This is a genomic window from Pseudomonas sp. NIBRBAC000502773, from assembly GCF_006517195.1.
GTDB classification, from domain to species: domain Bacteria; phylum Pseudomonadota; class Gammaproteobacteria; order Pseudomonadales; family Pseudomonadaceae; genus Aquipseudomonas; species Aquipseudomonas marginalis.
This window is the reverse complement of sequence record NZ_CP041189.1, coordinates 5,474,050-5,493,595: the sequence shown is the minus strand read 5'-3', so window position 1 is coordinate 5,493,595 and position 19,546 is coordinate 5,474,050. Positions and strand designations below refer to the sequence as shown.

Below are 19,546 nucleotides of genomic sequence, written 5' to 3'. Positions count from 1 at the left end.
ACCGTGCAGGCCACCACGATCCTTTTACAGTGATTGACCGTCTCAGTCTGGCGAGCCAGACACCCGCTCATCCTCGCGCAAAGGCACCAGGCCATCTGGTGCATTCGCACCCCACGCCGCGCAATTACCCTGCACTATCCTGACACCGGGCTGTCGTACTTCCATGCGCCTAAAACCCGGAGAAACCATGACCCAGGATGTCCTCGCCAAAGAAACCAATCGCCGCCAACTGCAGCAGATCATCTCCGGGCTGTCCGACGGGATCATCCTGGCCGAAGTCGACCAGACCATTCTCTGGGCCAATGAAGCCGCGCTGGCCATGCACGGTGTGGAGGACGTCACGGCACTGGGTGCCAATACCCAGGAATACGCCGAACGGTTTAGCCTGCGCTATCGCAATAATCATCCCTTGCCCCTGGAGAATTACCCCCTCGCCCGCGCGGCGGCAGGCGATGAATTCAGTGACGTGGTAGTGGAGGTCATGCCCACCGCCGATGAAGAAAAAACCTGGGTGCACCGCCTACGCAGCCTGGTCATCAGCGATTCCCACGGCACGCCTGAATTGCTGGTGCTGATCCTCAGCGACGCCACCGAATGGGCCAGCGCCGAACAGCGCTTCGAGAAAACCTTCAACGCCAACCCGGCGCCGGCGGTGATCTGCCGCCTGAGCGACCTGCGCTATATCAAAGTAAACCAGGGCTTCCTGGAGATGACCGGCTACACCCGTGACCAGGTGATCGGCCGTTCAGTGTATGAACTGGACGTGCTGGAGCATGCCGAACGCAGGGAGCTGGCCGTTCAGCGCCTTGGGGAAGGCGCGACCATCCCGCAGATGCAGGCCGAGCTGAAACTGCCCGGAGGCGGCAGCAAACTGGTGATCGTCGCCGGCCAGCCGCTGGACATGAACGAGGAAGACTGCATGCTGTTTTCCTTCACCGACCTGGAGCCACGCCGCAAGGCCGAAATCGCCCTGCGCCAGAGTGAAGAGCGCTTCGCCAAGTCGTTTCGCCTGACGCCTGTGCCCACCTTGGTGTGCAGCGCCGCCAACCGCCAGGTGGTGGATGTCAACGAAGCGTTCATGACCATTACCGGGTACACCAGCGAAGAGCTGATCGGTAAATCCATCGAAGACATCAACTTCATCGACAACCAGGAGGCGGCCGCGCAGTTGTTCGCCACCCTGGAGAAAGCCGGCAACCTCGATGGCCAGGACCTCAAGGTGCGCAAGAAAGGCAACGAGGTCATCGACTGCGTGGTCTCGGCAGACACGGTGATCATTGAGGATGTGCCCTGCTATCTGCTGGTGATGATGAACATCACCGAACGCAAGCGCTCGGAGCTGGAGTTGGTGGCGGCCATCGAGGAAGTGATGCAGGACGCGTCCTGGTTCAGCCAGACCCTGATCGAGAAACTGGCCAATGCCAAGAGCGTCAACAGCCCCAACCTGCCGAACGTGGCCTTCACCGACCTGACCGCCCGCGAGCGCGATGTACTCGGCCTGATCTGCGAGGGCCTGGCCGACAAGGAGATCGCCTCACGCCTGAAATTGGCGCCCAACACGGTGCGTAACCATGTGGCCACGGTGTACTCGAAACTGGGGGTGCATAGCCGTAGTGCAGCGATTGTCTGGGCCCGTGAACGCGGGCTGTTTGCCGGTGAACTGCGGGTTAAGAAAACCCGATAAAAGTGCAAATGCACTAGTGCGGTTAGTGCGAATTCGCCTTATCCCGCGCAGTTCCAATCCCTAACCTTCAGGGTGTGAGTACAGGGCTTTCAACCTGTGCCGTCGTAAAACGACACCCTGAAGGAACCCACATGTTTACGCTCTCTCAACTGCGAAATTGCATCGAAGAAGGCCTCGCGCCGCTGACATGCGAGTTCACCCTGTGCCGGGATGCGTCGCTGACCCTCAAGGTCTACGACGCCGACACCGGCCGGGTGGACCTGGTGGTGACGGGGATCAGCACCAACCGGCTGCAGACCCCGCAAGACGTGGAAAAGATGGTGGAAGAACTGCGCTACGAACTGCAAAGCAACAACATGGGCAAGGTCACGCTGGAAGACGCGCCTTCAACGACGAACCAATGAAATAGAACACCCCGCCCGCGACGATGAACGCCCCCAGCATGTAGAACATGTAATGGGCCGGCAGGCTGGCCAGCACCAGCCCGCACAACACCGGCCCCAGCGCAGCCCCCAGGTTTGACAGGTTCTGCGCCCCGTAGTACATGCCGCGCAGGTGGTCCGGGGCGATCCGGTCGATAAACATGTATTCGGCCGGAAACACGATGATTTCCCCCACGGTAAATACCGCCATCGCCAGCACCCACCAGAGCACGCTGGTGGACAGCGCAAAACCAATCAAGCCCAGCATGAACATGCCCAGGCCGGCGATCAGCCATTGGCTGAGGTAACGGTGGGAAATACGTCGACCAATCACGTACTGCAAGGCGATCACCAGCACGGCGTTGGTGGTGAGCACGGCGCTGATGACGGTGTAGGTGTATTCAGGGCTGGTGGTGGTGACCAGGTACTGCGAGAGGTAGGCAGTAAACTGGCCGAACACCACGGCGCTGAGCACACCACCGAGGGTGAAGCACACCAGGCGATGGTCACGCAGCAGCACGCGGCCGACGGCCAGGAACGGCACCGGCTTTTGCGTCACATCGATGGTCGCCAGGGTGCGATCGCCCCAGCGCCAGTACAGCAGGAAAAAACCCGCCCCCAACAACGCCGACAGGATGAACGGCAGGCTGATGTCCAGCTTGGCCACCATCGCCCCAAAGAACGGCCCCGCGGCATAGCCGATATTGGTCAGGGTGTACTTGATGGAAAACACTTCACTGCGCGCATCTTCCGGCAGCAAGCTGGCAAAACCGGCCTTTACCGCAATATCGATGACCGCGTAGGCCAGGTTGATCAGGATCAGGCAGCTGTAGAACGCCCAGATGTTCTGCGCCAGCACCGTACCGATAAATCCCAGCCCAAACAGCACGCTCAACCCCAGCAACAGTCGATAACTGTTGATGCGGTCGACCAGAAAACCGCCATATACGCTGAGCAGCGAGCCAAGGATCAACGAGCTACCGATCACCAGCCCGACCTGGGTGATGTCTAGGGCAAATTGGCGGGTGAGGTAGATCACCAGGTAGGGAAAGGTAATCGCCTTGGCCAGCGTCAGCAGCAGCGTGGCGGACAACAGCAGGTTCACGGCGCGGGGGTAGTTTCTTATTGTGGCAAGCATCCTGCTCTCTTTCGTCTAAGGTAACGCGGTCTTGATGGCCGGTTACCTTAACGCAAGAGCGAGGAAAAAACGCGGGTCATTTCTTGACGGGTGTGATCTCCAGGATGGTGCCGTTGGTGGTTTTGAGCAGCACGAACCTGTCACCCACACGGGCCCACTGGCTGTCGGCCTCAGGCTGCTTGAGACCGCGTTTCTTCCAGTCGCTGACCGCCGACTCCTTGCGCATCAGGATGTCCGGGGCACGGTCGCCTTCTTTCAAATCACGGGTATTGATGTTCGAAGGCTGCACGGTTTCCTGGGGAGTATCGCCGGCCTGCACGACAAAGCTGGCGGTGGACAGGCTGGCGGCGACCAGGACACAGGCAGCGAGGGTTTTGGACTTCATGGGTACTCCTTCAATGAATGATGCGTACCCAGGTTCCGACCGCAGGCGCATGAAATCATTCAGCCTGTTGAACCTTGATCGCCTGTGATGAGCATAGGTATCTACACAACTTTTCAGACCCTGACAAATCTCCCTGTGGTGAGCGGGCTTGTCCCGCGTTGGGCTGCTACGCAGCCCCCAAAACCAGCCGCTACAGAGTGTCTGATACACCGCGTCTTCTTTAATGGGGCTGCTACGCAGCCCAACGCGGGACAAGCCCGCTCGCCACAGGGTATTCACTGGCTTACGCATCTCGCCCATTGCCGCCATGAAATAAATCCTGTAATTTTTCATGAAATTATTAGATATAAATTTCATGAACCAGCAAGAAGAACTCGACGCCCTGGCGATCCTTATCCACGACCTGCGCAAGTACAAGAAGCTCACCCTCGCCCAACTCGCACAGAAGATCGAGCGTTCGGTGGGCTTCCTGTCCCAGGTGGAACGGGGTTTGTCGCGTCCGACCGTGGCGGATCTTACCGCCATCAGCCATGCCCTCGATGTGCCCACCACCTATTTCTACAGCCTGTCCAAACCCAAGGCCGTGAGCTGGGTCACCCGTCCCAACGAACGCCGCACGGTGTATTACGCCAACGGCATCACCGACATCCTGGTGTCCCCCAGCATGAATGGCGCCTTCTCGATGCTCGATAGCCTGCTGGCACCCGGTGCCAACAGCGGTGAACAAACCATGAGCGACCGCGCCGAGCAGGCCGGTTTTGTGCTGGAAGGGGAATTGACCCTGTGGGTAGAGGGCGAGGCCGATTCAGTCACCCTCGGCCCCGGTGACAGCTTCCACCTGGCCAGTTTCGCCCACTGCCGCTACGCCAACCTCACCGACCTGCCCGCCCGCGTGCTGTGGGTTTACAACTAGGAGCAACACCCGTGAAAAGCCAAGCCTCCACGTTACTGGCCGAAGTACGGACCTTTCGCCAGAACCATCCCGACGTGCGCTATGTCGACCTGATCGCCCTGGACATTCCCGGGCATTTCTACGGCAAGCGCTACCCCATCGAGATGCTGGAAAAAGTCGCCGCCGGCAGCCCCTTGAAGCTGCCGCAGAACGCCGTGCTGCTGGGGGTTCAGGGCGGGCTGTTCAAGATCGGCGACTACTGCTTCCACGATGGCGACCCGGACGCCAACCGTCGCCTGGTACCGGGCACACTCAAGCCGGTGAGCTGGGAGTCGCAGCCGCTGGGGCAGATGTTGATCACCTCGGACGGTACCGAGGCGCCGATCGAATTCGAACCTCGCGAAGTTTTGGCCAAGGTGCTGGAGCGCCTGCACCACAAAGGCATTCACCCGGTGGTGGCCTTCGAACTGGAGTTCTACCTGTTCGACAAAAAACTCGACAACGGCCTGCCGCAATTCGCCCGCGACCCGCTCAGCGATGACACCGACGACCAACCCAACCTGCATATCGAACGGCTGTCGCGCTTCAGCGAGGTGCTGGACGACATGGCGCAGACCGCCAAGGACCAGGGCATCGACATCACGGTGATCACCGCCGAACTCGGCCCCGGCCAGTTCGAGATCAATTTCGGTCACCTCGACGACGGCCTGCGCGCCGCCGACTGGGCGGCCCTGTTCTGCCGCAGCACCCGCGGCGTGGCGCTCAAGCACGGCTACCGCGCCAGCTTCATGGCCAAGCCTTACCTGCAATTTCCCGGCAGCGGCATGCATGTGCATGTCAGCCTGTACGACGGTGCGGGCAACAATGTGCTCGCGGCGCACCAGCAGCAACCCCTGCGCCACGCCGTGGCCGGTTGCCTGGAATTGCTGCCCCACTGCATGCCGATCTTCTCGCCCAACCACAACGCCTTCCGCCGCCTGGGCGGTACGGTCAACGCGGCCACCCGCGCCTGCTGGGGGTTTGAAGACCGCGATGCATGCGTGCGCATTCCCGACTCCGACCCGCGCAACCTGAGGATCGAACATCGCCTGGCCAGTGCCGACGCCAACCCGTATCTGGTGCTGGCGGCGATCCTGGTCGGCCTTGAACATGGCCTTGAAGCCAGGCAAGAACCTATCGCGCCACTGAACGAGGACCGCAATAGCGGCACCGATTTCCCTGTGGAAATGCTCGATGCCGTGCGCGCCATGCAGCATCAGCCGGTAGTGCGCGATAAGCTGGGCGCCGAATTTGTCGACGTGTACTGCGAGAACAAACGCCAGGATCACCTGGCCTTTCAACAAGAAATCCATGCGCGGGAATACCGCTGGTTTCTCTAACGACGGAATAACCGATGACCGACCAAAGCGCCCCGGCCCTCAAGGACATCTTCAACGTCGAACGCCTGGAACACATCGCCAGCCAGATGACGGCGGTGTACCCGGCGTTCGACGCCAAGGGGTTTCTCAAGCACGCCAAGGCCGGGCTCGCCGAGTTATCGGTAATGCAACGTGTGGCGCGAGTCAGCGAAAGCCTGCACGCAGTGATCCCGCTGGACTATGCCCAGACCCTCAAGCTGCTCTACGCCCTGGCCCCGCGCCTGAACAGCGGGTTTGTCAGCCTGTGCCTGCCGCACTACGTGGCGAGCTACGGCCTGGATGACTTCAAGCGCTCCATGGCCGCGCTCAAATACTTCACCCCCTTCGGCTCGGCTGAGTTCGCCATAAGACCCTTCTTGCTCCACGACTTCGAACGCACCCTGGCGGTCATGCAAACCTGGTCGCTGGATGACAACGATCACGTGCGCCGCCTCGCCAGCGAAGGCTCGCGCCCGCGCCTGCCGTGGTCGTTTCGCCTGGCCAAGGTGCAGGCCAACCCCGAGCTGTGCGCGTCGATCCTCGACAACCTCAAGGCCGACAGCAGCCTCTACGTACGCAAATCCGTGGCCAACCACCTCAACGACATCACCAAGGACCACCCGGATTGGGTGCTCAGCCTGATCGAAGGCTGGAACCTGGATAACCCGCACACCGCCTGGATCGCCCGCCATGCGCTGCGCAGCCTGATCAAGCAGGGCAACACACGCGCGCTGACGATCATGGGCGCAGGCGCCAAGGCCGAGGTGAAGCTCCATCACCTGAGCGTGACGCCGGCGGTGATTACCCTGGGCGAGCGGATCAACCTGTCATTCAGCCTGGAATCCACCGCTGCCACTGCACAGAAACTGGTGGTGGACTATGCCATCGATTACGTCAAAAGCGCCGGGCACAGCGCGACCAAGGTGTTCAAGCTCAAGGCATTTACGCTGGGCGCGGGTGAACGGCAGAGCATCCGCCGCGAGCAGCATATTCGCGCGTTGACCACGCGCAAGCACTATCCCGGCAGGCATGCGGTGCATGTGCTGGTGAATGGAGAGCGATTGGGCAGTGCCGAATTCGAATTGCGCGATTAACCCGATGTCACCCACACCACAGATCACTGTGGAAGGGTTTCATCCGTTGGATTCGCCGAGCAACAGTGGCTGCTCCCGCGCGCACAATTCCACCACGTAATCCCACAGCACCCGCAACCGCACCGACTTGTGCAACTCCCGGCGCGAGCTGATCCAGTAGCTGCGCTGGATCCCCTCCCCCGGCAGCAACGGCACCAGCTGCGGGTCGCCCGACGCCATGAAGCACGGCAACACCGCAATCCCCAAACCGGAACGCGCGGCCTGGTGCTGGGCGATGACGCTGGTGCTGTGGAACACCACCTTGGGGTTACGGCAGAAGCTGCTGAGGAACTTCAGCTCCTGGCTGAACAGCAGGTCGTCGACGTAATCGATCCATGAATGGGCCGCGAGATCTTCGCGTTTTTCAATCGGTGGGGTGCGCGCCAGGTAGGCACGGCTGGCATAGAGCGCCAGGCGGTAATCGGTGAGTTTGCGCGTGACCAGTTGATCGACGCTGGGGCGCTCAAGGTGGATGCTGATTTCCGCCTCGCGGTTGAGGATGCTGACGAAACGCGGCACGGCAAGCAGTTCCACTTCCAGGCCGGGATAACGCTCGAACAGCCCGCCCATGCGGCCGGCGAGGAACATCACCCCCAACCCTTCGGCCACCCCGAGGCGGATCTTGCCCAAGGGCGCAGCGGCGTGGGTCAGTTCGTCCTCGGCCAGCAACGCGACGTTTTCCATGGCCTCGGCGTGTTTGAGCAGGGCTTCGCCGGCGGGGGTCAGTTCGTAGCCCTGGGCGTGCTGCACGAACAGCGCGGTGCCGAGGCTCTTCTCGATGGCTTCGATATGCCGGGCCACGGTAGCGTGCGTGGTTTTCAGGCGCTGCGCGGCGGTGAGCAGGCGGCCGCTGCGCTGCAACTCCAGAAAATACCGCAGGTCATTCCAGTCGAACATGTCGCCTCCATTGCATGGCCCGGATAGCGCTGTTTAAAAACGCACAGCAGCTGGGTAAAAACTAACATTTTTAAGACGAAAACTAACAACTAGGATGGAGCCAATAAGAAAAACAAGCGAGACCTCAGATGCCCATTGCAGCTGCTGAATACGATTATGTGGTAGTAGGCGCCGGCCCCGCAGGCTGCCTGCTCGCCAATCGATTGTCCGCCAACCCCGCCCACCGCGTGCTGCTGCTTGAAGCCGGTGGCCGCGACAACTACCCCTGGATCCATATCCCCGTCGGCTACCTGTTCTGTATCGGTAACCCGCGCACCGACTGGTGCTTCAAGACCGAAGCACAGGAAGGCCTGCAAGGCCGTGCGTTGAGTTACCCACGGGGCAAGGTGCTCGGCGGCTGCTCGTCCATCAACGGCATGATCTACATGCGCGGCCAGGCCCAGGACTACGATGGCTGGGCGGCGGCAGGCAACGGTGGCTGGGCCTGGAAAGACGTGCTGCCACTGTTCAAGCAGAGCGAAAACCATTTTGCCGGCAGCTCGGAATTCCACAGTGACGGCGGCGAATGGCGAGTCGAGCAGCAGCGGCTGCATTGGCCGATCCTGGACGCCTTTCGGGACGCTGCAGCGCAAAGCGGCATTGCCACGATCAGCGACTTCAACCAGGGCGATAACGAAGGCTGCGGCTACTTCCAGGTCAACCAGAAGGCCGGGGTGCGCTGGAACGCGGCCAAGGCGTTTCTCAAGCCGATCCGCCAGCGGCCCAATCTCACCGTGCTGACCGAGGTCGAGGTAGACCGCGTGGTCCTGGAAAACGGCCGCGCCTCGGCGGTGATCGGGCGTCAAAACGGCCAGCAAGTGAGCTGGAAGGCCCGCAAGGAAATCGTGCTGTGCGCCGGCTCCGTGGGCTCGCCGGGCATCCTGCAACGCTCGGGTATCGGCCCGTCCAGCGTGCTCAAGCCGCTGGGTATCGACGTGCGGCATGAACTACCAGGCGTCGGCGGCAACCTGCAGGATCACCTACAGCTGCGGCTGATCTACAAGCTGGAAAACGCCCGCACCCTGAACCAGATCGCCGGTACCGTATGGGGCAAGATGGGCATGGGCCTGCGCTACCTGTACGACCGCAGCGGTCCGCTGTCGATGGCGCCCAGCCAGCTCGGCGCATTTGCCCGCTCGGGCCCGGAACAGACCTCGGCCAACCTCGAATACCACGTGCAGCCGCTGTCCCTGGAGCGCTTTGGTGAACCACTGCATGGGTTCCCGGCGTTTACCGCCTCGGTCTGCGACCTGCGCCCGCAAAGCCGTGGCCGCATCGATATACGCTCGGCCAATCCGGCGGATGCGCCGCTGATCCGGCCCAACTACCTCAGCCACCCGGAGGACCTGCGGGTGGCCGCCGACGCGATTCGCCTGACCCGACGCATCGTCGCCGCACCGGCCCTGAGCCAGTTCAAGCCGGTGGAATACCTGCCGGGTGATTCGCTGCAAACCGAAGAACAACTGCACGAAGCCGCTGCGCGTATCGGCACGACGATCTTCCATCCGGTCGGCACCTGCCGCATGGGCAGCGATAAAGACGCGGTGGTCGACGCCCAGTTGCGCGTGCATGGCGTGCCCGGCCTGCGTATCGCCGATGCCTCGGTCATGCCGCGCATTACCTCCGGCAATACCTGTTCACCGACGCTGATGATCGCGGAAAAAGCCGCGCAGCTGATCCTTTCGCCGAACACAAGGAGTCTCGCCCCGGAGAAAGAACTGGTTCATGCAATCTGAATAGCGGCGCCAAACCTGGCGCCGACAGTGGAACAACAATAAATAATCACTGTGAGGGCTTCCCGATGTCAGAACATGCTCAAACCCTGGGCTCGGCCACCAACGCGAGCACCGGTAACGAATCAAGAAAAGTCATCTTCGCCTCGTCCCTGGGGACGGTGTTCGAGTGGTATGACTTTTTCCTCTACGGCGCCCTGGCGGCGGTGATCAGCAAGCAGTTCTTTGCCGGGGTCAACGACACCACGGCGTTTATCTTTGCCTTGATGGCCTTTGCGGCCGGCTTTGTGGTACGCCCGTTCGGTGCGCTGGTGTTCGGCCGCCTGGGCGACATGATCGGGCGCAAGTACACGTTCCTGGTGACCATTATCCTGATGGGCGTGGCGACCTTCTGCGTCGGCCTGCTGCCAACCTACGCCAGCATCGGCATCGCGGCGCCGATCATCCTGATCGTGCTGCGCATGCTGCAAGGCCTGGCATTGGGCGGCGAGTACGGCGGTGCGGCCACCTATGTGGCCGAGCATGCGCCGGCCGGCAAACGCGGCCTCAACACCAGCTGGATTCAATCCACCGCGACCCTCGGTTTGCTGCTGTCGTTGCTGGTGGTGCTGGCATGCCGGTACTTCACCGGCGATCAGTTCGAAGTCTGGGGCTGGCGTATACCGTTCCTGTTCTCCATCGTGCTGCTGGGCATCTCCACCTGGATCCGCATGAGCCTGCATGAATCGCCGGCGTTCCTGAAGATGAAAGAGGAAGGCAAGGCCAGCAAGGCGCCCATCCGTGAATCCTTCGGCAAGTGGGAAAACCTCAAGGTCGTGTTGATCGCCTTGTTCAGCATCAACGGCGGCCAGGCGGTGACCTTCTACGCGGCGCAGTTTTACGTGTTGTTCTTCCTCACGCAGTTCCTGCGGATGGACCCTGCCCTGGCCAATATGCTGCTGATTATCAGCGTGGTGATCGGCGCGCCGTTCTTTATCTTCTTTGGCTGGCTGTCCGACAAGGTGGGTCGCAAACCGGTGCTGATGCTTGGCTTGCTGCTGGCCACTGCGCTGTACTTCCCGATCTTCAAGGGCCTGGCGCACTACACCAACCCGGCGATGGACCAGGCCAGCCGCCAGGCACCGATCACCGTGCTGGCCGACCCGGCCACCTGTACCTTCCAGTTCGATCCGGTAGGCAAGGCAAAATTTGACAGCCCGTGCGACAAGGTCAAGACCTTCCTGGTCAAGCAAGGCCTGCCCTACAGCAGCGCCGCCGCCCCGGCCGGCAGCCCGGTGCAGGTCAGCGTGGGTGAAGTGCGCATCGACGGCTTCGACGAGGCAGCGCTGCGCGGTGCAGTGACCCTGGCCGGCTATCCGACTTCGGCGGATGTGGCCCAGGTCAACAAGGTCATGGTGGTAGTGCTGATCGTGGTGCTGATCCTGATCGCCGCCATGTGCTATGGCCCGCTGGCGGCGCTGATGGTGGAGCTGTTTCCAACGCGTATTCGCTACACCTCGATGTCCCTGCCCTACCACATCGGTAACGGCTGGTTTGGCGGGTTCCTGCCGACCGTGTCGTTTGCGCTGGTGGTGTACACCGGGGATATCTTCTATGGCTTGTGGTACCCGGTGGTGGTGACGGGGGTGAGCCTGATTGTCGGATTGTTTTGCCTTAAAGAAACGCGGCATGTGGATCTCGACAACAATTAAACCGATCGCCTGAACACAGGAGATCCCTTGTGGGAGGGGGCTTGCTCCCGATAGCGGTGGTTCAGTCACAGTTGCGTTGACTGATATGGCGCTATCGGGAGCAAGCCCCCTCCCACATTTATCCCGGCACCGCTTACACGAATTGCTGTACATCCATACAGATAATAGTTGCTCAAATTCCTCTGACTGAGCATCCTGCAAAGCATCAACCCGATCTGATGTGATGACCATGCGGCTGTACCTCTGTGAAAAACCCTCCCAGGCCAAGGATATTGCGGCCGTGCTCGGCGCCAGTCGCCGCGGCGACGGTTGCTGGTTGGGCAATGGGGTCACCGTCACCTGGTGCATCGGCCACCTGCTGGAAACCGCCCCGCCCGACGCCTACGACGCCAAATACAAACGCTGGGTACTGGCCGACCTGCCGATCGTCCCGGAACAATGGAAGATGCTGGTCAAGCCCAAGACCGCCAGCCAGTTCAAGGCCGTCAAGCGCCTGCTGGGGGAAGCCCAGGAACTGGTGATCGCCACCGACGCCGACCGTGAAGGCGAGATGATCGCCCGCGAACTGGTCGAGCATTGCCGCTATCGCGGGCCGATCCAGCGGCTATGGCTGTCGGCGCTGGACGATGCCTCCATCCGCAAGGCCCTGGCGGCGCTCAAGCCCGGCGCCGAAACCTTCAGCCTGTACCACTCGGCCCTGGGCCGCTCCCGCGCCGACTGGCTGATCGGCATGAACATGAGTCGCCTGTTTACCCTGCTGGGGCGTCAGTCCGGCTATCAGGGCGTGCTGCCGGTGGGCCGGGTGCAAACACCGACCTTGCGCCTGGTGGTGGACCGCGACCGCAGCATCGCCGATTTCGTGCCCGTGGCGTACTGGGCCATCGATGTGGACCTGCGCCACGAATCCATGACGTTTACCGCACAATGGCGCGCGACCGAGGATGCCTGTGACGACCAGGGTCGCTGCCTTGACCCGCAGTTGGCCCGGGACGCTGCCGACGCCATGAGCAACGCCGCCGGCGCACGCCTGATCAAGCTGCGCACCGAACGCATGCGCGAGGTGGCCCCCCTGCCCTTCGACCTCGGCACCCTGCAGGAAATCTGCTCGAAGAAGCTCGGCCTCGGCGCCCAGGAAACCCTGGATATCGCCCAATCCCTCTACGAAACCCACAAGGTCATCACCTACCCCCGCAGTGACTGTGGTTACCTGCCATTGAGCCAGCACAGCGAGGCGCCGAAGATTCTCGCCGCATTGGGCCGTGGGGATGCGGCAGTCCATGAGCTGATGCCCCATATCGATCCCCAACGCCGCTCACGGGCCTGGAACGATGCCAAGGTCAGCGCGCACCACGGCATCATTCCCACCGGCGCCGGCAAGGACGTCGGCCAACTCACCGGCAAGCACCGTGCGGTCTACACCTTGATTCGCGCGCGTTACCTGGCGCAGTTCCTGCCCAACCATGAATACGATCGCACCCAGGCGGATTTCGACTGTGCGGGCCAGGCGTTGCGTGCAGTGGGCAAAGTGGTGATCGAGCCGGGCTGGAAACGTGCCTTGCCCGAAGCCCTGGCCCCGGCAAAGGGCCGTGAAGCACCGGCGCCCCAGGCCTTGCCGACACTGGTGCAGGGCCAGGATTACGGCGTGGCCAAGGTCAACCTCAAGGACCTGTGGACCCAACCACCCAAGCCCTTCACCGAGGGCGACCTGATCAAGGCGATGAAAAACGTCGCCAAGCTGGTGGAAGACCCGCTGCTCAAGCAAAAGCTCAAGGACACCACCGGCATCGGCACCGAAGCCACCCGTGCGGGGATTATCCAGGGGTTGCTCGACCGCGGTTACCTGGTGAAGAACGGCAAGGCGCTGTCGGCCACCCCGGCAGCCTTCAGCCTCATCGACGCGGTACCCCGCGCCATTGCCGACCCTGGCACCACCGCGATCTGGGAGCAGGCGCTGGACATGGTGCAAAGCGGTGAGATGAGCCTGGAAGAATTCGTCGCCAAGCAAGCGGCGTGGATGAGCAAGCAAGTGGCGCGTTGCAACGGCATGCGCATGACCATCACCGGGCCGGCCAGCCCGGCAGGCCGAGGTGCTGCGCCGTGGAAAAAGAAGCGCAAGGCGGCCCCTCGCAAGACCGCCACTGGCCCAGAGCGCGCCAGGAAACCGAAAAAAACCGGGTGAAAGGCGAAAAAAACCGGCGAATGACGTTTTTCGACGGGTTTAACGCCGCATTGGACCTTGCCCCGACGCGGGCCGTCTAGGATTCTGTAGGGGATAACAACAACACCGGAGTGGCCGCCATGAAAACCGTCGCACAATTGCTCAAAGCCAAGGACCAGAAAAACCAGGACGTCCACACCATCCAATGGGACCACACTGTGTTTGAGGCGCTGGTGCGGATGTCGGAGAAAAACGTCGGCGCCTTGCCGGTGGTCAAGGAAGGCACGGTGGTAGGGATCATCAGCGAACGCGATTACGCACGCAAAATCATGCTCAAGGGCCTGTCGTCGGTCACTACAAAGGTCCATGAGGTCATGAGCTCGCCGGTGATAACCGTCGATACCCATAAAAGTGTCGAAGCGTGCATGAACATCATGACCGACAGTCACCTGCGCCACCTGCCGGTGGTCGAAGACGGCAAACTGCTGGGCCTGCTCTCCATCGGTGACCTGGTCAAGGAAGCCATCGCCGAACAGGCAGACCTGATCAAGCAGTTGGAGCAGTACATCCGCGGCGAATAGGGGACCCCATGCTCGACACCCTGGAACATCAACAGGACCACCTCGACACCCTGCACCGCGCCATGGCCGAACGGCGCTTCCTGGTATTGACCGGTGCGGGCATCAGCACGTCCTCGGGAATCCCCGACTACCGCGACAGCGAAGGCGTGCGCCGGGGCAAGGCGCCGATGATGTACCAGGAGTTCCTCGCCACCGCCCAGGCGCGGCGGCGCTATTGGGCACGGGCGATGCTGGGGTGGCCGAGGGTACGTATCGCCCAGCCGAACAACGCTCACCGGGCACTGGCGACCTTGCAACAACGCCAGCACATCAGCGGCCTGATCACGCAAAACGTCGACACCTTGCATGACCAGGCCGGCAGCCATGACGTGATTGAACTGCACGGCAGCCTGCACCGGGTGCTGTGCCTGGATTGCCAGTTGCACAGCACCCGCGACCTGATCCAGCGCCAGATGGAAATCGATAACCCGTACCTGGCCCAAGTCCATGCGGTACAGGCGCCTGATGGTGACACCCTGCTTGATCCCGCGTTTGAAGAGCGCTTCCAGGTCCCCCGCTGCCCCCATTGCCAGGGTGAGCGACTGAAACCGGACGTGGTGTTTTTTGGCGAGAACGTCGCACCGGCGACGGCGGCCAGGGCGATGGCGGCGGTAGCGCATGCCGAGGGGCTGCTGGTGGTAGGTTCATCGCTGATGGCTTACTCCGCATTTCGCCTGTGCAAGGCAATGGTCGAACAGGGCAAACCGGTACTCGCCATCAACCTGGGCAAGACCCGGGGTGATGAGTTGTTGCAGGTAAAGATCGAAACCTCGTGCGAACAGCTTCTGCCCTTGTTGGCAGACCGCCTGCAGTCAACCCCTCCTCAGCCATAGCGACCGTCCAGCGCAAAAAATGACGCTCGAGTCACGCATTTGCCGTATCTCCCCATAGCCACGACGAATTATGTAGTGATCAAAAATAATCACTACATAAGCGTTGACGTAACCTTTTTGTCCTTGCATGATCTAGACGTCTCCCGGATCGGGAGCGTTGGTAACAAGCGTTTTGAACAAGCTCGTCTGACCGCCGAGCTGTTTTTTCCGGATGTGCACTGCCCACAAGGCAGATTGATGGAGCTGACCGACCCGAAAGGATCGGTACAAGGCGCTCAAATGCGGCTTGTCTTCGTTATGAAACCATTGCGTAGCAGTTCATCAGCAAGACTACATGCATCAGGTTCAAGACCCTGCCCGTATTCGGCAGACCGTCACTGACGCCCGGTTTTCCAAGCCGGAGACAACTAAGCAGTTTTAACGGAATCAACTGATAGATCGCCAACTGGTCAAGGGGCTTACACATGAATCTGAACAACCAACCAACTATCGATGAATTGGCTGAGATGTTCGCAGCGCAGAAAGACACACTCGACGACCATATCCTGTGGATTGGCAAATCGGGCGAAGTGCAAATCGACTGCCTGGCGCCCCACACCGAAGAAGCCGAGTTCGACCGCAATAACCGTGAACTGGCGGCGCGCCTGAAGATGTACCGCCGTGGCCAGGGTTATGTCGGCAAGAAGGCCGCGGCCGATCGCAACTTTATCGAGCAAGTATTCCACACACTTAATACCGAATGGCAGAACCTCAAAGGCCAATCGCAAGTTAAAGTGATTGATAGATACTGCTGATAACAGTGCACCTTTAAATTTAAGCCCGCTGGTTTATTCGAGCGGGCTTTTTAATACCTGTTTTATAACACCGCCGGAAACCTGCCCTTCCCCGCCTCATCGCGAAAAATATCAAACAATACCTGCGCCGCCGCCGACAGTTCATGCCCAGGCTTGGTCAGCACGCCAATCGGCCGCTCGATCACCGGATCGGTCAAAGTGATGCAATGCGCCCCCGCCTCCTGCATCTGCTGCGCACACAAGGCGGGTACGGCGCTGACACCCAGGCCGCTGGCGACCATCTTGCCCACGGTTGCCAATTGATGGCTTTCCAACGCCACCGGCAACTTCATCTTCAAGGCCCCCAGGTGCTCCTCCAGCATCACCCGCACCGTGGAAGGCCGCTGCAACGTGATGAACGGGTGCTCCAGCAAGGTTTTCCAGTCGACCTCGGCACACTGTGCCAGCCGTGAATCACCGGGCACCACCGCAATGAAGCGGTCCAGGTACAACGGCGTAAAGGCCAGCGACGAGCCTTCCGAGGGTTCAAACGCGACGCCCAGTTCCACATGGCGGTCGCGAACCATCTCCAGCACTTGCTCGTTGATCAAGTCATGCACCGTCACGTTCACCTGGGGGTAGCGTGCGCGGAATATCTTCAGGATCGGCGGCAGCAGGTTGCCGGCAAACGACGGCATCGCCGCCACGGTCACCCGCCCGCGTTGCAGGGTGAACAGCTGACGCAGTTCGTCCTCGGCATTGTCCCAATCGGCCATCAGCCGACGGGCCAGGGGCAGCAGGGATTCGCCCTCGGGCGTGAGGGCCACGTTGCGCGTATTGCGGCTGAACAAGCGCCCGCCCAGCCCTTCCTCCAAGCCCTTGATGGTCAGGCTCAACGCCGATTGAGAGAGGTGCAGGCGCTCGCAGGCGGCGGCAAAACTCAGGCTTTGGGCCACGGCCAGAAAGGCACGCATCTGTTTAACGGTCATGACGCTACTCCGGGCGGCGGGTTGACTATGCTGTTTTCTAAATCAATCAACCTTAAAAAACAACTTAACAAATCAATCCGCCGGCGCAACACTCGATTCATTGGCTGGCCCACAAACAATAAAAGAGGTGCATATGGCAGGTTTCGATAAACGCGTGGCTTCCTACGAGGAAGCACTGGCAGGCCTGGAAGACGGCATGACCGTGCTCTCCGGTGGTTTCGGCCTGTGCGGCATTCCGGAAAACCTCATCAATGAGATCAAGCGCAAAGGCACCCGTGACCTCACCGTGGTTTCCAATAACTGCGGCGTCGACGGCTTTGGCCTGGGCGTGCTGCTGGAAGAAAAGCAGATCAGCAAGGTGATCGCTTCCTACGTCGGTGAAAACGCCCTGTTCGAGAAACAATTGCTCAGCGGCGAAATCGAAGTGGTCCTCACCCCCCAAGGCACCCTGGCGGAAAAAATGCGCGCAGGCGGCGCCGGTATCCCCGCCTTCTTCACCGCCACCGGCGTCGGTACTCCGGTTGCAGAAGGCAAGGAAACCCGCGAATTCAACGGTCGCCCGTACCTGATGGAAGAATCCATCACCGGCGACTTCGCCATCGTCAAAGGCTGGAAAGCCGACCACTTCGGCAACGTCATCTATCGCCACACCGCCCAGAACTTCAACCCGCTGGCCGCCACCGCCGGCAAGATCACCGTGGTCGAAGTCGAGGAAATCGTCGAACCGGGCGAGCTGGACCCGGCGCAGATCCACACCCCTGGCATCTACGTCGACCGGATCATCTGCGGCACGTTCGAGAAGCGCATCGAACAGCGCACCGTGCGCAAATAATCCGCTCCCAGCCCGAACAATAAGGACTCCTAAAATGGCTCTTACCCGCGAACAAATGGCTCAACGCGTCGCCCGCGAAATGCAGGACGGTTTCTACGTCAACCTGGGCATCGGCATTCCGACCCTGGTGGCCAACTACATCCCCGAAGGCATGGAAGTCATGCTGCAGTCGGAAAACGGCCTGCTCGGCATGGGCCCGTTTCCTACCGAAGACACCATCGATGCCGACATGATCAATGCCGGCAAACAGACCGTGACGGCGCGCATCGGCGCCTCGATCTTCTCCTCCGCCGAATCCTTCGCGATGATTCGCGGCGGCCACGTCGACCTCACCGTGCTTGGCGCCTTTGAAGTGGACGTACACGGCAACATCGCCTCATGGATGATCCCCGGCAAACTGGTCAAGGGCATGGGCGGCGCCATGGACCTGGTGGCCGGTGCGGAAAACATCATCGTGATCATGACCCACGCCTCCAAGGACGGTGAGTCCAAGTTGCTCAGCCAATGCAGCCTGCCGCTGACCGGTGCCAACTGCATCAAGCGTGTACTGACGGACCTGGCGTACCTGGAAATCGAAAATGGCGCTTTTGTCCTCAAGGAACGCGCACCTGGCGTCAGCGTTGAAGAGATTGTGAGCAAGACCGCCGGTAAACTGATCGTCCCGGACCACGTTCCAGAAATGCACTTCCAGTGAGGACAGACTCCATGCAAGACGTCGTGATTGTTGCTGCCACCCGCACCGCCGTGGGCAGCTTTCAAGGTTCACTGGCCACCATTCCAGCACCGGAGCTGGGCGCCGCCGTGATCCGTCGCCTGCTGGAGCAGACCGGTCTGGACCCAGCCGAAGTGGATGAAGTCATCCTCGGCCAGGTACTCACCGCGGGTTCCGGCCAGAACCCTGCACGCCAGGCCTCGATCCTCGCCGGACTGCCCCACGCCGTGCCGAGCCTGACCCTGAACAAGGTCTGCGGCTCGGGCCTGAAAGCCCTGCACCTGGGCGCCCAGGCCATCCGTTGCGGTGACGCCGAGGTCATCATCGCCGGCGGCATGGAGAACATGAGCCTGGCACCGTACGTACTGCCTGCTGCGCGCACGGGTTTGCGCATGGGCCACGCCAAGATGATCGACAGCATGATCACCGACGGCCTCTGGGATGCATTCAACGACTATCACATGGGCATCACCGCCGAGAACCTCGTGGACAAATACGGTATCAGCCGTGAAGCCCAGGATGCTTTCGCCGCCGCGTCCCAGCAGAAAGCCACCGCCGCCATCGAGGCCGGGCGTTTTGTCGATGAGATCACGCCGATCCTGATTCCCCAGCGCAAGGGCGACCCGATTGCCTTCGCCGTCGATGAGCAACCTCGCGCCGGCACCACCGCCGAATCCCTGGCCAAGCTCAAGCCGGCGTTCAAGAAAGACGGCAGCGTCACCGCCGGTAATGCTTCCAGCCTGAATGACGGCGCCGCTGCGGTGCTGCTGATGAGTGCCGACAAGGCCAAGGCCCTCGGCTTGCCGGTATTGGCCCGTATCGCCAGCTACGCCAACGCGGGCGTCGACCCAGCAATCATGGGCATCGGCCCGGTTTCAGCCACCCGCCGCTGCCTGGACAAAGCCGGTTGGAGCCTGGCCGACCTGGACCTGATCGAAGCCAACGAAGCCTTTGCCGCGCAATCCCTGGCGGTAGGCAAAGAGCTGGAGTGGGATGCGGACAAGGTCAACGTCAACGGCGGCGCCATCGCCATCGGCCACCCCATCGGCGCCTCAGGCTGCCGCGTGCTGGTCACCCTGCTGCATGAAATGATCAAGCGCGATGCCAGGAAAGGCCTGGCGACCCTGTGCATCGGTGGCGGCCAGGGCGTAGCCCTGGCCCTCGAACGCAGCTGATAAAAGAGCAACACGGAAAAGGCCCGGCTCCACGAAAAGCCAG

The 19,546-nt window shown here is 61.2% G+C and carries 18 protein-coding genes; 14 read left to right on the top strand and 4 right to left on the bottom strand.

What is annotated here, in order from left to right:
* Positions 1–187: 187 nt before the first annotated feature.
* Together NIBR502773_RS25525 and NIBR502773_RS25520 are read left to right on the top strand one after the other, a co-directional pair.
* Positions 188–1,684, top strand: coding sequence for a PAS domain S-box protein (locus tag NIBR502773_RS25525; protein WP_065942144.1), 1,497 nt, complete (start codon positions 188–190; stop codon positions 1,682–1,684).
* A 131-nt stretch (positions 1,685–1,815) separates the two neighbouring features.
* Positions 1,816–2,088, top strand: a complete 273-nt coding sequence (locus tag NIBR502773_RS25520) for a DUF1652 domain-containing protein (RefSeq protein ID WP_027603187.1) — start codon at positions 1,816–1,818, stop codon at positions 2,086–2,088.
* Here NIBR502773_RS25520 and NIBR502773_RS25515 read toward each other — a convergent pair.
* Complete coding sequence (locus tag NIBR502773_RS25515; RefSeq protein ID WP_141157248.1) at positions 2,051–3,244, bottom strand: MFS transporter; 1,194 nt, start codon at positions 3,242–3,244, stop codon at positions 2,051–2,053. The two genes, NIBR502773_RS25520 and NIBR502773_RS25515, sit on opposite strands and share 38 nt — an antisense overlap.
* Positions 3,245–3,320: 76 nt before the next feature.
* The gene (locus tag NIBR502773_RS25510; protein ID WP_027603185.1) at positions 3,321–3,629 is read right to left on the bottom strand and encodes an RcnB family protein; all 309 of its coding nucleotides are present in this window, start codon (positions 3,627–3,629) and stop codon (positions 3,321–3,323) included.
* Positions 3,630–3,984: 355 nt separating this feature from the next.
* Here NIBR502773_RS25510 and NIBR502773_RS25505 point away from each other — a divergent pair, with 355 nt between their 5' ends.
* From NIBR502773_RS25505 to NIBR502773_RS25495, 3 genes are read left to right on the top strand one after another with little or no spacing between them, the layout of a single operon-like run.
* A complete protein-coding gene (locus tag NIBR502773_RS25505) occupies positions 3,985–4,542 on the top strand; it encodes a helix-turn-helix domain-containing protein (protein WP_027603184.1) in 558 nt (185 codons plus the stop codon).
* Positions 4,543–4,553: 11 nt separating this feature from the next.
* Entirely contained in the window at positions 4,554–5,900 is a 1,347-nt protein-coding gene (locus tag NIBR502773_RS25500; protein WP_141157247.1) for a glutamine synthetase family protein, read from the top strand.
* Positions 5,901–5,914: 14 nt separating this feature from the next.
* On the top strand, positions 5,915–7,012 hold the full coding sequence (locus NIBR502773_RS25495; RefSeq protein ID WP_141157246.1) for a DNA alkylation repair protein: 1,098 nt from the start codon (positions 5,915–5,917) through the stop codon (positions 7,010–7,012).
* Between the two features lie 39 nt (positions 7,013–7,051).
* On the opposite strand, the gene NIBR502773_RS25490 is transcribed toward NIBR502773_RS25495, so the two are convergent.
* Entirely contained in the window at positions 7,052–7,948 is an 897-nt protein-coding gene (locus NIBR502773_RS25490; RefSeq protein WP_027603181.1) for a LysR family transcriptional regulator, read from the bottom strand.
* Between the two features lie 128 nt (positions 7,949–8,076).
* Here NIBR502773_RS25490 and NIBR502773_RS25485 point away from each other — a divergent pair, with 128 nt between their 5' ends.
* The 6 genes from NIBR502773_RS25485 (at position 8,077) to NIBR502773_RS25460 (ending at position 15,816) form a co-directional block, all read left to right on the top strand.
* The gene (locus NIBR502773_RS25485) at positions 8,077–9,723 is read left to right on the top strand and encodes a GMC family oxidoreductase (RefSeq protein ID WP_141157245.1); all 1,647 of its coding nucleotides are present in this window, start codon (positions 8,077–8,079) and stop codon (positions 9,721–9,723) included.
* 65 nt (positions 9,724–9,788) lie between these two features.
* Positions 9,789–11,411 carry an MFS transporter gene (locus NIBR502773_RS25480; protein ID WP_065942138.1) on the top strand — a complete coding sequence of 541 codons (1,623 nt, stop codon included), beginning with the start codon at positions 9,789–9,791 and terminating at the stop codon, positions 11,409–11,411.
* Positions 11,412–11,640: 229 nt separating this feature from the next.
* Complete coding sequence (locus tag NIBR502773_RS25475; RefSeq protein ID WP_141157870.1) at positions 11,641–13,590, top strand: DNA topoisomerase III; 1,950 nt, start codon at positions 11,641–11,643, stop codon at positions 13,588–13,590.
* A gap of 119 nt (positions 13,591–13,709) precedes the next feature.
* Entirely contained in the window at positions 13,710–14,150 is a 441-nt protein-coding gene (locus NIBR502773_RS25470; protein WP_027603177.1) for a CBS domain-containing protein, read from the top strand.
* 8 nt (positions 14,151–14,158) lie between these two features.
* A complete protein-coding gene (locus NIBR502773_RS25465) occupies positions 14,159–15,022 on the top strand; it encodes an NAD-dependent protein deacetylase (protein ID WP_141157244.1) in 864 nt (287 codons plus the stop codon).
* A 464-nt stretch (positions 15,023–15,486) separates the two neighbouring features.
* A complete protein-coding gene (locus NIBR502773_RS25460; protein ID WP_025854475.1) occupies positions 15,487–15,816 on the top strand; it encodes a hypothetical protein in 330 nt (109 codons plus the stop codon).
* A gap of 62 nt (positions 15,817–15,878) precedes the next feature.
* On the opposite strand, the gene NIBR502773_RS25455 is transcribed toward NIBR502773_RS25460, so the two are convergent.
* Positions 15,879–16,784 (bottom strand): LysR family transcriptional regulator, encoded by a 906-nt coding sequence (locus tag NIBR502773_RS25455; protein ID WP_065942135.1) that lies wholly within the window; start codon positions 16,782–16,784, stop codon positions 15,879–15,881.
* A 133-nt stretch (positions 16,785–16,917) separates the two neighbouring features.
* Here NIBR502773_RS25455 and NIBR502773_RS25450 point away from each other — a divergent pair, with 133 nt between their 5' ends.
* Genes NIBR502773_RS25450 through NIBR502773_RS25440 form a run of 3 tightly spaced genes read left to right on the top strand, consistent with a single transcriptional unit; the run spans position 16,918 to position 19,503 of the window.
* Positions 16,918–17,616 (top strand): CoA transferase subunit A, encoded by a 699-nt coding sequence (locus NIBR502773_RS25450; RefSeq protein ID WP_032886653.1) that lies wholly within the window; start codon positions 16,918–16,920, stop codon positions 17,614–17,616.
* 34 nt (positions 17,617–17,650) lie between these two features.
* The gene (locus NIBR502773_RS25445) at positions 17,651–18,310 is read left to right on the top strand and encodes a CoA transferase subunit B (RefSeq protein ID WP_027603173.1); all 660 of its coding nucleotides are present in this window, start codon (positions 17,651–17,653) and stop codon (positions 18,308–18,310) included.
* An 11-nt stretch (positions 18,311–18,321) separates the two neighbouring features.
* Complete coding sequence (locus NIBR502773_RS25440) at positions 18,322–19,503, top strand: acetyl-CoA C-acetyltransferase (RefSeq protein ID WP_141157243.1); 1,182 nt, start codon at positions 18,322–18,324, stop codon at positions 19,501–19,503.
* Positions 19,504–19,546 lie beyond the last annotated feature (43 nt).